Source organism: uncultured Microbulbifer sp. (assembly GCF_947489355.1).
In the GTDB taxonomy this organism is placed as follows: domain Bacteria; phylum Pseudomonadota; class Gammaproteobacteria; order Pseudomonadales; family Cellvibrionaceae; genus Microbulbifer.
Window position 1 is genome coordinate 1 of the sequence record NZ_CANLDD010000079.1, and the last position, 11,479, is coordinate 11,479.

Sequence of the window (11,479 nt, forward strand, 5' to 3'; positions counted from 1 at the left end):
GGAACGTTAGTTCCGTACAGACCGCTTTGAGCGGTTCACGATTAAAGCCACCGGCTTTGCCGGTGGATATTTACTAGGCCGGAGTTTGCATTTTTGGGCTGCGGCGAACGTGGGAGATGGTCTAAAACGTCTTACTGCACGGGTACAGATCCGCAATTTGGAGTTCCACGTTGCTGAAGGTAGCGATGAGAAAATTTACCTGAATAACCGCGGTATTCTGGAGACAGTGGCTTTTGGCCATCTGGATCAGTAAAGGTGACTCAGAGGTAAATTTTCGGTATCCTTAGAACAATTAAGGTCCACGGCGGTAACCGTGGACCTTAGAAAAAATCCGGTAGTTGGCGCTACCGGAAGATCGACGAAGCAACTCTGGCAAGTCAAGTGCGCGGGGACGCGTACACGCTTCATCGAACTACGGGAGTCATTATACCGCTCCTAGAAAGTTTCACAAGAGTTTCACAGCTTATTTTTCTGTGATTTTCGACTGATTTGGTGAATCTTTTATGTCCCCGCGCCCGATAAGAAAAAGGGAAACGCGTGGGATATCCCCCCAAACCGGCCTCCCTGTATGAGGCCAAATTCCAGGATCTGACGAGTTATCTTGCTCTTGGCCGCGAGGCTAGGGCATCCTCGCGCCTGCCCCGCGAATGCCGCGGAGGTGCCTATGGCCGCTAAAAGCATCGCACGGGAGATCACCCCGTTGGTTATCTCCTACGAGGAGCGCGACCAGGCGAAGCGCCTGGCGGGCAAGCTACCCTCTGGAGAAAACGCTCTCGGTTGGGACCCTGTAAACAAATGGTTTGCGAAACCTGGTGCCGACTTGACGGTACTGAGAGCCTATCTGCCTGGTCAGGGCACAGAGCCGGTAAACAAGTCGCGGACGCCAGAGGAGGAGTTTACCGAGATCCTGAAGGCCCAGGGATTCATCCTTGAGGACTTGCCTGAAATGGATGGCCTCTGGCACCGGGTGCCGGTCGAGAATGACAAGTGTGGCCAGGCCAGCGGTGCTTACCGAGCCTTCCTCGATGGACTGCCAGCTGGGCACTACCAGAATCACCGCATCCACGATGCGCCCGTGAAGTGGGTATCCAAAGGTCGGCAGCTCACAGGCACTGAACTGGCCGAAATCGCTGCAAAAGCTACCAAAAAGGTGCAGGTGCGGAATGCTGCACGAGCGCGCCAGCATGACCACCACGCGCAGCGCTGTGCTCAACTATGGGCGCTGCTCGGTACAGCAGACGGCAATGAATACCTAGCTTACAAAGGTGTCCGCGCCTATGGGGTGCGGATGGACAGCCGCGGTCGCCTGGTGGTGCCCCTGCGCAACCTACAGAACGAGATTCGCAGTCTCCAGAGGATAGGGCGGCGAGGAACCAAGAGATTGAAGAAGCGGGGTGAGAAAGCCGCTAACTTCCACCTGTTGAACTCGGACAAAGTGGCTACCAGCCGGGTGATTCTTCTTGGCGAGGGTTATGCCACTGCAGCGACTCTCGCGGAGGCCACAGGTCTGCCGGTAGTCTGCTGTTTCGATGCCGGCAACCTAGTGCTGGTGGCGGAGCAACTGCGCGATCACTTCCCGGATGATAAGGGGTTCCTGGTCGTTGGCGATGACGATGTTTTTAGCGAACGTAACAAGGGCCGCAAGCAGGCCACCAAGGCGGCAGTTCTGTTCGGGCAACGCGGCGCCGCAGTATTCCCTCACTTTGGCGTCAACCTCTTGCGTCGAACTGATTTCAACGACTTACACAAGGATTGTGGCATCGAGGCGGTTAAAAAGCAGTTGCGACCGCCCTACGTAGCGCTTATTCGACAGATGGATAAAGTGGGGGCTGTCAGTGATACGGTTTCGCCCAATGGTGGTAATACTGCGGAAACTGTATGGTAGCCATGCCCCCAATAAAGACTGGACAGGCTCTGGATTGGGGCAACCGTTGTGGTCACATCCCCGATATGCCGGATCTGAGCCTGCGGTTCCCCGCGAATGGGGGCACCATTGGCAAAGACGGTAAGCGTCGGGGCAATATTCCTAGTATTTTGCTTAAGCTCTTAAAGCGGCTCGAACAGTACTACTGGAAGCCTTCAATAATTCCCTCTCTCAACATTGCGAACAAATCACTCAGGCAGCAGCGTAGCGAGCGCCGAGAAGGGTGTATGAAAATCCTTGCCGCGATGATCAAGCACACAGATCTAACAACCTTGAAGGTCGGTACTCCACATCCTTCTGGGGAGTTCAGGGGGATGACAATTCCCTATCTTGCATCGGAAGCAGGGATCAGTTTCTATCGGGCCAGTCGTGCTATTAAGGATTTAGAGAGGTCTGGCTTGGTAACTATAGCCACACGTGCCGAACCGGATGGAGAAGGCGGTTATCGTGGTATTGCAGCCGTAAAGGCAATCAAGAAGCAATTGTTTGCGATTTTTGGCCTAGAAGTTCCGCTTAAATATGAGCGAAAGAGTGCTTCAGAGAGACAAAAGGAGAAAAAGAAAACCTGGGAAGCTGAGCAGAGAGCCCAGAAAGGCACCAGGGCCGGTATGGCCCGAGTCGTGGCCCTTATCAATGGCTTGCTGGGTCCAGACAAGAAAAAGTACTCCAGGGAGCCTGTAGGGACTGCTGAGAGCATCGAGGTCCAGAAGAACCGGGCTAAGGCCGTGATGCTTAGAAAGCTCCTCAAAGAGCGACCAGAGCTAACTCACGAGGAGATATACCAACTGATAAAGAACGAGAGTAGCTAAAGGCTTCAACCCTCCTATTGCTCACTACAATTCCCCCCAATGTGTTTGCTTAAAAAACACACAAAAACTCCACCGTTCCCTCATTACACAGCTCAAAACCGGAAGATTTCACGCCATTCAAGGCGCACTTCACGCATCTGCCTATAGTAAAAATCTTAAGTGCGCCCCTTTAGGAAAGTTAAGTGCTATCTCTTAATCAGATTGTTTTATAAATCAGTTTATTTACCCTACGGGTAAAATGCCTGCGCAAGCGCAGACCCTATTTACCTACAAATAATGCCCGCGCAAGCGCGGAACTCTTTTTAACAGATTCACTCTACTCTACAGTCTTAAAAACCTCTCAATACATAAAGATTCTTATCAAACCAGTACAAAAGCAAAGTCACCAACCTTTCAATAGTTCGAATTCCAACTCGAAACCGAAAGCCGTTTACAAAATAATTCTGAGATATGAATCTGTTAAGGTTGACGCCAAATAGGGGCGCTATACCGTAGACTTAACATCTAAATGAACTGTAATGATTTGATTGATTTATCTTTTTGCGGTAACTTTGGGGAAAGTTTCACAAGTGGGAATTTTGGCGACAAGGGAAAGACAGATTCGCGCCTCAGGAAGTGGGGCTTATGGAAAAGAACGATTTGGTGCTTGTATGCGTGATTATCTGGCAGAAGTGAGAAGTGGACTTTCCTTGCGCGATGTACCGCGGAAGGCCAAATCCTTCAGAACATGCTTCGCGGCAGTGCAGCGAGATGGTCTTGAACTCTACCATGTCCCTAAGTACCACCGTGTAGAGCCCATCCTTTATTCCGCCTTTCATAAATCTGCTGATTCGATCCGGTTCTGTGACCTGGAGACTTTCGAGCGAGCACCAGATGCGCTACTGATGGCCGTGCGTAGCCGACCGTCTCTGTTGATCTGGCTATCTCGTAATGTGCCAGATGCGATCTCTCCAGAACTCTGCGAGGCAGCAGTGAAGGCGGATGGCTTCGCGATCACCCAGGTGCCGAAAATATTTATCACCCCAGAGCTGGTCAAATTGGCTGCAGTCAGTAATGGCAAGGTCTTGTCCACTCTGATCGGCCATTATGATTTGGTGCGCGATGTTGCGCCGCAGATTTCCCTTGCTCACCTCCCTGAGGAATTGATGACTCGGGAAATCTGCTTCGAGCAGGTTTCTAAACAGGGGCGTTTGCTGAAGTACGTACCTCTATCTTTAATGGATAACCAACTTGTACTCGCTGCCCTGGATTCCAACCCTTGGGCCATCGAGTTTGTGCCCATCACTTTCTCAGAATTACCTGAAGTAAAAGCTGTGGTGGAAAGTAACGATATGCCGAAGTCTCTGACCAAACTTTTTGTGGAGATTGCTTAAAATTTGCCAATGACTTTACAACGGATTAGTCTTTAAAGTGTTCGGCTGAGAAGCTAATTTTTACTGGCTGAAAAGCTAGTTACAAACTGGTTACTTGGGTGAAAACCTTGGTTCCTGTTTGCAAAATCGACCTCGCATTCCTGTCCTGGAATGTATTCGATGAACCAGAAACACACGTTTCTGGTTTTTTGTGCTCAAAATTTGAGCAAGGTGCGCCGCGACCTTTCTTAGTGGCATATGGAGTAAGGAATGGGCTTGGATATGTATCTGCTAGCAAAAGCGCCAAATTGTGAAGAGCTGACGGTTATTGGCACTTGGCGTAGCCATAGGATGTTGCATTGTTGGGTGAAAGCGCAATGGAATGAAGCTGGCCGACCTAGTGAAAATGAGACACATCCCAACCGGGTTGAATTCGAGCTTTCGAGAGAACACTTGTGTAAAATTGCTGAAATGAGTAAGGCCCCAAGTAAGTATCTAAAATATAATAGTGAAGGATTTTTTTATGGCCAACCTATAAAAGATTCTCATGAGAGAACTTTAAAAATTATGGAAAAAGCGTTCACACTAAAAGATTCTGGATATCGAATCTTTTACGACTCCTGGTAGTATTTACCATTGAGTAAAAGCCAGCCTTCGGGCTGGCTTTATTATCTTATAGATTGGGTGTTTCTCTTACATTTACAGCACTGATTTTGCAAGCTCGCCGTAAACCCTCGTTATTTCTATCCTTAAGCATCTCTCAACTTTTGGCGCTATTTGCGTCTTATTACCAGAAATTTGTCTTTTCTATTTAATCAATATGGTATATTTTGAATTTTGTGATTTAGTTCGTTTACTACATATTTTAAAGAAAGGATATATGCGATGGATGTTGAATTAATAAACGCCAAATTCTCCGATTTTGACCAAACTCCGCAGTTTACGACGCCTGAGTGGATCATCATCTCAAGTGGCGATGGGCAAGATTTCCCAGGAGAAATTGAGGAAGGCACACCGATTGCTATACGTCTAAATGATGGTAGGGAAGCAGCTGTATTCTTTGGCGATTCGTTTGATGTATCAGTGGGTGATTGGGAATCTATTGTTGCTTACCGTCTACTCTCTGCCAAAGAGGCACAAAATTTCATCGAGGCTAATAGGGTTATCAAACAGCAATCAGTTTGTCTCGAAGCGATGCTGAATCAGTGCGAAAAAATAATCATTGACCTGAAAACCAGATTCAGCAACCCCTTATTTGAGCACATGCTGCCAAAACTGGTTGCTGCTTTTGGTAGTCCCGAGGGCTGTGGGCATAAAGGAATCGCGGCCAACGTCACTCAATCCGAAAACTTGGTTTTACAACATACCATACCAATGCTTAACGGTCTGAATCCGAAAACGGATTGGAATTGAAATCGCAGGCTCGGGAAGCGGCCACTTCCTGAGCCTGCTGGCCACCAGCAACTAACGGGGAGCTGCAAATGGTTAGGGTGGAGTCTAGCACAAAACGGTATCTTTTCACGCCGAGGGCTTTTCAAGTATCTCTCGATCTCAATGCCCCTGGTGCATTCCTCGCCGCTTATCGGTTGCTGTTGCGCGACGGAAAGCCCAGCCTATTCCGCGCCTTGGAGCGTACCACCTGGCGTCTTCTAATGGATTATCGGGCGCTTGACCAGGAACTCACCCAACTGCGAGAACAACACTCCGAGGGCCTACTGGCCAGCTTTAGAGCGCACTCTGGCGAAATCGCACTGACCACCCGTGTAACCAGGCTGGAGCGTAACTTGCTGGACTGGGTAAGCTGGAGTTTGGTGTTTTACGGGAAAGGTCAGCGGGTGTATCTGGCTCCGGTGAAAGGCACACGCACAGAACCACAGCGCCTCTCCTGGATACGGGGCCATTTGACACGGTTTCGGTTTCGTGGCCGCAAGCACAATGAAAAACTGTTGGGCTGAATAATCTAGGTCAACAACGGAGAAATGGAACACACCGCAGCGCCCTTGTTAGCCTTTCCGAGGAAAGGCTCTTTTTTCCTAAGCGAAATTGTAGATGAGCATTGATATGGGATACCTCAGCAAATATTTACCAATACAAATGACTATTTTTATAGTGATTATTATAAGACCTATCATTGTAAATCAATCATCGAATGCAAATGCAAATGAAATACTACTTTTAATGTTGGTAGGATTGAATTTTTTAGCATATATAATTATTCCACTTATCCTTAAAAATCATTTTCTACGTAACTTATTTTGGTGGCCAGATGGCCTAACAAGAATACAAAAAACTGCTTTTGATACTAAACAAATGAAATCTTTATTCTCAGGATCACTTCCAAATCCCCGTTTGGGTGCATATTGCCTGAGACTACTTATCATTGCTATCTCTCTTATGAGCATACCTACACTTATTGATATTCTTGGGATTGATCGTATTTGGTTTGCATTTTTTGGAGCTTGGAATATATACATTCTTTTTAGTCTTCCTATTCCGGTTATCCTTTGGCGTAAAGGATATAAATCATAATTACCCATAACCAGAGGTAGATGGTTATTTAAGGTGAGGATATGTATATTTACGCGATATTTATAAGCTTTCTATTACTGCCTTTGGTGGCCTTATCTGAAACTGCACAAGTTATTAATATTTCCGCATTAGCAGAACATGGATCTTCACTGAGCACTTGCAATGCTGAAATCCTGGGTCAAGAGGAGAGTCTTCTACTTATCACCGATTCGGAAAAAGAGGTCGTTATTGATGAGCATGGATATATACCAGATGGCTTCTACACCATAGTGAAGTGCTTTCTTTCATTGCCAGAAAGCAGGACAGAGAAGAAAAGTTTTATATGGGCAATAACCCGTTTCGGTATCGGGATTGAGGTGAAAGGCGAGAGACATGGAAATTGAGGTTGACACAAAGAAAAGGATAATAACGGTGGGTGATTGGGTTTTAAATTCACCTATTTATTACAATATAAGAAATGAAAATATCCTTGACGTTAAAAAAGAAGTTTTAATGTCAAATGGCATAGACTTCAAGCCAATTTACAAAGAATATGGAGCTATTTGTTTTAGATCAACTCATAAGATAATCTGTGAACATTTAGGCCCATATTTTAATAGGCGTATAGTTGCTAGCTCTCTTTCTTTGTGGATAGACCCAATAAGAAGATACCTGGATATATCATCCTTTTATTCTACAGGGTTTAAGAATTATTACAGGGTGTCTCAGGTTTTGAGAACGTGGAAACACTTACAAAAAGTAAAGTGCGCTGATAAAGACAATCAACAAAATATCATCCCTCTGATTACCTATTTTGGAGCAACACCAGAGAAACTGAAAATAAAATTCGGAAAAGGTATCTGGAAAAAATTATGCAAAAAAAGCAAAACTACAAACAAATATATCGTCATAATATTGGAGTATTTTTTTAATGACAAATCAAGAGTTGGCGGTGTAATTAATTTCGATAGACACTTAGTTGTATTGAACACATTATGCAGATTAAAAGCCTCTCTGATTGCCTACATCCATAGAAATAAATATTTAATTGATGACTTTCGTAAGGATGTTCATCGAACAGAAACACTGTTTTTTTGGTTGAATGATAATGCATTAGTCTCAAATCCTAATGATCTAACCGAGATGATGTATATCTGTATTGACACTGAAAGAATGTCTAACCACTTGGGTCAAGTTTTCCGTCCATGGAAAAGAGCGTCAATGATTAAGAGGCATGATAAATTTTCGAAAGCCATAACGGCAAGACAATACACAGACAAGCCATTTGAAAACCTACCAGAAATTGATAACAAAATCACTATTTCAGGTATCAATATCCTGTTGCTTAGGAGTCCGTGGCAAGTAGCAAACGAAGGCTATGAAATGAATCACTGCATAGCAAGCTATATAGAGTTAATCCAAAGTGGCCTCTATTTGGCGTTTTCACTTAAAAGCAAAAATGGCAGAAGCACACTGGGAGTTTATAAAAAAGGCTCGCGCTACATAAAAGATCAACATTGTACTTTTGGTAGTAGAACAGTTACAGAGAAAAACACGATCCTAGCTGAGAAATATATAGTAAATAATTTAAATAAATTGATAAGTGGAAACAGCTCATGCTCGTAATTACCATCATCAAAAATAGGTCAATCAAATTGAAACTACTTCTAAGCATCGCTTAGTGGTGGTAGTTCATAAGTGAAACGACTAAAAGGAGGGGTTAAATATGCCGTTGAACATAATGGGAATGAAACATTGGGGTTCCTTACAGTGGATCGGATTTTTCATAGTAATTTCCTTAACAGCGGATTGACGCCAATAACTACTGGAGTTTAATTGTATGAATAAGAATATTTTTGGCTGGGTTAATATTATTAATATTCTAGCTATGATTTCCGTGGTCGGAGGAATTTTAATTTGTAGCTATTACAAGGATTCTCCTCAAATCGTTAACATTGCTTCGCTTATTGCACTTGCAGGATGGATGGTTGATAGAGGGATGGCCTATGTATCTCGGTATTCTACTTCGAGATTGGTCTCGTCTGAAGAAACAGACCTGTCCTTTTTACGTCAAATAAGACGCTTAATTAAAGATGGCCACCCTATTACTAAAGAACACATCTCAGTTTCTGAGAGCGCGTCCAAAGATGCTGACAAGGAGTATCAACGAGTTCATGGATTTTGTCGCCCATTAACGTATATAACAGTAGGGAGGAAAAAGGAAATTGATTGAGATCAACCACTTGGTATTAAAGAAGTAATGGATGAAAACATGGAATTTTATATCTACCTGGCAATAGTATTAAGTATAAGCATGACTCTGTTAAGGGTTGGGTGTGCCAATCAAGGTTTCAGTAAACCACCGACGTTGGTTGTTATTCTTTTTCCGGCTTTGTGCTGGACTGGACTCATTTGGTATTGGAAACTACCATCCAATATTTATTTTGGAGTTTTCGGTGCTATGTTGAGTCTTGAAGCGGCTCTATTGGTTTCTAAGAGAGCGCTTTCTCGCTGTAAGGCCCTGGGTTACATCAATTGATCAATGATGGGAGATAACAATGAATATAGATATAGACCTGGCATTAACAATCACTGCCGGCATTCTGCTGTGGTCACTGGTGAAGCATATTGTTATGGTTGGCATTGAATATTTGAAAAATGATGGCTAAAAGGAAAAGTAAAAAAAGGATAATATATTATGAAGGATAAAGAAATTGTTCCTTTTATTGAGAAAAAACTAAAATATTCAACATACGCAATTATTCTTTCCTTTTTAGCTTTATTAGCAGGGGTAATCCTGGGGTTTTGTAGATTAACTGAGGTTGATTACTTTTGGTTTCAGCGATCAGGTGCTCTTATCGTTTTATTCTCAGCTGCTGCAGAATACCATCTCTTTGTAACGTCTAATTACATAGATCAAGGGGATCAATTTGTGGGTAATGACAAATGGGAAGAAAACTATGGAGGCCAATATAAAAATCTAAAATGGGCCGCACATTCCTTGTTACTGATTGGAACCCTTATTTGGGGTTTTGGAGATATACCATTCAAACTTTACTGGAACCTTTGAGCTTGAAAAAGAATGATTGGAAGGATGCCGCTGACGATGCTCTGTGATTGCCTTTGTTCTGCAAACCGCGCAGATATGCCATCTTTGCGCGGGGGCATTTCCGGCACTTTTCGGCGCTGTCTCTGTGCGCTGATCGTGCAAATTCAGGTTGACGCCAAAGTGGGGGATACCCATAAGAATCAATGAGTTACGAGGTGAATCCGTCTGGCCCGACCAGCTGGGCTCCTCGATGTCCTCGAAACGCCAGGCGTTCGTCACGGATGGCCTCCGACCGCTGCATTACGGGAGCCGCAAACCGCGCAGATATGCACAATTCCCGCATATCTGCGCGAACACAGGAGGTTTTGATGCAATCTGCACAAATGGAAAAGACGCCAGTAGAAACCCTGGATTTCGAGCACTTCGAGGGGGGCGAGAGCAAGGCCCCGCGTCGAAAAAATAGCTACCTGCGGGAGGTGGCGCTTTGCCCGATTAGCGGCGAGCGCACTATCCGCATTCCAGACCGGAACAGCGGCCAGGTGTTGAGCGCACTGCGGGAACTGGGATTCCAGCTCGACACCGGCACCGGCGGGTTTTTTATGTTGGCGCCGACCACCCTCGATGACTTAGCCCTGGAAATCATATTGACCCCGCTGCTCCTGGAGGGGAGCAGCACAGTTCCGGAAACGGATCTGGCAGCACAATTAATGGACCAATCCCGGCGCCTCGATGAAATTCACAAACGCCTGGCCGGCCAGCGCCTGCTGATTTTCACCATTGCGGAACTAGAGTCGTTACGGTTTATTTTGGAGGTCACTGACGGACTGCTACATCGAAAGGATATTGAAAACAAAAATCGTCTGCTGGGGCGGGTGAGGGCGATTCAGGAGAGTCGAAATGCGTAGACTGGATACCGGCGAGGACAGGAATGTTTTGTACTGGGAGCCGTGGAAACTGACGGAAAAGGAGCAAGTGCGGGCGCTTGTTGATGCCCTGGAAAACGGCGATTTACTTGTATCTCACATCGCCCAGGTGCAGCAGGAGTCACAGCGATTGGAAGCTCTGCTGTCGCCCAATACGAGTGCAGCCTATCTGTGGTCATTGCAAAGCCAGGTCCTGGTACTGGCAAAGACCAATTGCGCGCTAGGTGGAAAATGGGTTAAGTGCGACCACGCGATTTTGCTCCTGGAGAAGATCAACCGCCGCCTGGTGGCGCTGGTGGAGCAGCAGGCAGAAAAACGGCCCGTATTCCAGCGGAGGGCCGCCCATGGATAAGTACCCCAACTATACGGTGTCCGTGTCCACCAGCGCGCCCGGCGTGATGCAGCGGCTGGAGGTGGATTGGAATCAATTGATTGCCCGGCGCGAGTTCCTGTTGCGTGATATGCCAGACGACCCGGATTTTAATTACTTGGTGCTGCCGGAGGTGGAGCGCCTGCTGTCGTCCATCGAGGACGGCACCACGCACCTGGCCGTTTACACCCTGTGGGTAACGGGGGCGCGGGTGTCCGAGATGTTGATGCTACGGCCAGAGGATTTTTATCTGGAGAAAGCGCGAGAGCCTTTTGTATCGCTGCCGACATTGAAAAACCGCACACCGAAGAAAAAGCGTCACAGCCGGCGTCTGATCGGCCTGGGTGATGGCACGTTCATCGAGACACTGAGGCGCTATATCAAAACCCAAAAAATCAAACGGCGCGAGCTGCTGTTTGGCCAGCTCTCGCGCCATGCGATTCGCCACCGAATCAACAGTGCAGGCAGGCCTAGCGGGGGCATTTGAACAGAAACTTACGGTTTCAGCCCTTCAGGCGCTCTCCAAACCGTAAATCCTTGTAAG

At 46.2% G+C, this 11,479-nt stretch carries 15 protein-coding genes; all 15 read left to right on the forward strand.

The window, feature by feature from the left end; genetic code table 11:
- The first annotated feature begins 109 nt into the window (after positions 1-109).
- Positions 110-253 (forward strand): hypothetical protein, encoded by a 144-nt coding sequence (locus Q1A48_RS19335; protein ID WP_299948209.1) that lies wholly within the window; start codon positions 110-112, stop codon positions 251-253.
- 411 nt (positions 254-664) lie between these two features.
- Positions 665-1,885 carry a toprim domain-containing protein gene (locus Q1A48_RS19340; RefSeq protein WP_299948211.1) on the forward strand — a complete coding sequence of 407 codons (1,221 nt, stop codon included), beginning with the start codon at positions 665-667 and terminating at the stop codon, positions 1,883-1,885.
- Positions 1,879-2,733: a helix-turn-helix domain-containing protein gene (locus Q1A48_RS19345; protein ID WP_299948214.1), complete on the forward strand. Its 855-nt coding sequence runs from the start codon at positions 1,879-1,881 to the stop codon at positions 2,731-2,733. The genes Q1A48_RS19340 and Q1A48_RS19345 overlap by 7 nt, the downstream gene beginning before the upstream one ends.
- Positions 2,734-3,302: 569 nt before the next feature.
- A complete protein-coding gene (locus tag Q1A48_RS19350; protein ID WP_299948216.1) occupies positions 3,303-4,106 on the forward strand; it encodes a DUF4116 domain-containing protein in 804 nt (267 codons plus the stop codon).
- A gap of 249 nt (positions 4,107-4,355) precedes the next feature.
- Entirely contained in the window at positions 4,356-4,712 is a 357-nt protein-coding gene (locus Q1A48_RS19355; RefSeq protein ID WP_299948218.1) for a hypothetical protein, read from the forward strand.
- Positions 4,713-4,970: 258 nt separating this feature from the next.
- The gene (locus tag Q1A48_RS19360) at positions 4,971-5,498 is read left to right on the forward strand and encodes a hypothetical protein (RefSeq protein ID WP_299948220.1); all 528 of its coding nucleotides are present in this window, start codon (positions 4,971-4,973) and stop codon (positions 5,496-5,498) included.
- Positions 5,499-5,566: 68 nt separating this feature from the next.
- Positions 5,567-6,040 (forward strand): hypothetical protein, encoded by a 474-nt coding sequence (locus Q1A48_RS19365; RefSeq protein WP_299948222.1) that lies wholly within the window; start codon positions 5,567-5,569, stop codon positions 6,038-6,040.
- Positions 6,041-6,134: 94 nt separating this feature from the next.
- Positions 6,135-6,614 (forward strand): hypothetical protein, encoded by a 480-nt coding sequence (locus Q1A48_RS19370; protein WP_299948224.1) that lies wholly within the window; start codon positions 6,135-6,137, stop codon positions 6,612-6,614.
- A 41-nt stretch (positions 6,615-6,655) separates the two neighbouring features.
- The gene (locus Q1A48_RS19375) at positions 6,656-6,997 is read left to right on the forward strand and encodes a hypothetical protein (RefSeq protein WP_299948225.1); all 342 of its coding nucleotides are present in this window, start codon (positions 6,656-6,658) and stop codon (positions 6,995-6,997) included.
- Positions 6,987-8,219 carry a PcfJ domain-containing protein gene (locus tag Q1A48_RS19380; RefSeq protein WP_299948227.1) on the forward strand — a complete coding sequence of 411 codons (1,233 nt, stop codon included), beginning with the start codon at positions 6,987-6,989 and terminating at the stop codon, positions 8,217-8,219. The genes Q1A48_RS19375 and Q1A48_RS19380 overlap by 11 nt, the downstream gene beginning before the upstream one ends.
- 214 nt (positions 8,220-8,433) lie before the next feature.
- Positions 8,434-8,826 (forward strand): hypothetical protein, encoded by a 393-nt coding sequence (locus tag Q1A48_RS19385; RefSeq protein ID WP_299948229.1) that lies wholly within the window; start codon positions 8,434-8,436, stop codon positions 8,824-8,826.
- A 465-nt stretch (positions 8,827-9,291) separates the two neighbouring features.
- Positions 9,292-9,663: a hypothetical protein gene (locus Q1A48_RS19390; RefSeq protein WP_299948231.1), complete on the forward strand. Its 372-nt coding sequence runs from the start codon at positions 9,292-9,294 to the stop codon at positions 9,661-9,663.
- A gap of 347 nt (positions 9,664-10,010) precedes the next feature.
- Entirely contained in the window at positions 10,011-10,547 is a 537-nt protein-coding gene (locus tag Q1A48_RS19395; RefSeq protein WP_299948233.1) for a hypothetical protein, read from the forward strand.
- Entirely contained in the window at positions 10,540-10,917 is a 378-nt protein-coding gene (locus Q1A48_RS19400) for a hypothetical protein (protein ID WP_299948235.1), read from the forward strand. The genes Q1A48_RS19395 and Q1A48_RS19400 overlap by 8 nt, the downstream gene beginning before the upstream one ends.
- Complete coding sequence (locus Q1A48_RS19405; protein WP_299948238.1) at positions 10,910-11,422, forward strand: tyrosine-type recombinase/integrase; 513 nt, start codon at positions 10,910-10,912, stop codon at positions 11,420-11,422. The genes Q1A48_RS19400 and Q1A48_RS19405 overlap by 8 nt, the downstream gene beginning before the upstream one ends.
- Positions 11,423-11,479: the final 57 nt, after the last annotated feature.

Coding starts and splice junctions, on each gene's coding strand:
- Q1A48_RS19340 (WP_299948211.1), top strand. CDS start 665: ATGGCCGCTAAAAGCATCGCACGGGAGATCACCCCGTTGGTTATCTCC.
- Q1A48_RS19345 (WP_299948214.1), top strand. CDS start 1,879: ATGGTAGCCATGCCCCCAATAAAGACTGGACAGGCTCTGGATTGGGGC.
- Q1A48_RS19355 (WP_299948218.1), top strand. CDS start 4,356: ATGGGCTTGGATATGTATCTGCTAGCAAAAGCGCCAAATTGTGAAGAG.
- Q1A48_RS19360 (WP_299948220.1), top strand. CDS start 4,971: ATGGATGTTGAATTAATAAACGCCAAATTCTCCGATTTTGACCAAACT.
- Q1A48_RS19365 (WP_299948222.1), top strand. CDS start 5,567: ATGGTTAGGGTGGAGTCTAGCACAAAACGGTATCTTTTCACGCCGAGG.
- Q1A48_RS19370 (WP_299948224.1), top strand. CDS start 6,135: ATGAGCATTGATATGGGATACCTCAGCAAATATTTACCAATACAAATG.
- Q1A48_RS19375 (WP_299948225.1), top strand. CDS start 6,656: ATGTATATTTACGCGATATTTATAAGCTTTCTATTACTGCCTTTGGTG.
- Q1A48_RS19380 (WP_299948227.1), top strand. CDS start 6,987: ATGGAAATTGAGGTTGACACAAAGAAAAGGATAATAACGGTGGGTGAT.
- Q1A48_RS19385 (WP_299948229.1), top strand. CDS start 8,434: ATGAATAAGAATATTTTTGGCTGGGTTAATATTATTAATATTCTAGCT.
- Q1A48_RS19390 (WP_299948231.1), top strand. CDS start 9,292: ATGAAGGATAAAGAAATTGTTCCTTTTATTGAGAAAAAACTAAAATAT.
- Q1A48_RS19395 (WP_299948233.1), top strand. CDS start 10,011: ATGCAATCTGCACAAATGGAAAAGACGCCAGTAGAAACCCTGGATTTC.
- Q1A48_RS19400 (WP_299948235.1), top strand. CDS start 10,540: ATGCGTAGACTGGATACCGGCGAGGACAGGAATGTTTTGTACTGGGAG.
- Q1A48_RS19405 (WP_299948238.1), top strand. CDS start 10,910: ATGGATAAGTACCCCAACTATACGGTGTCCGTGTCCACCAGCGCGCCC.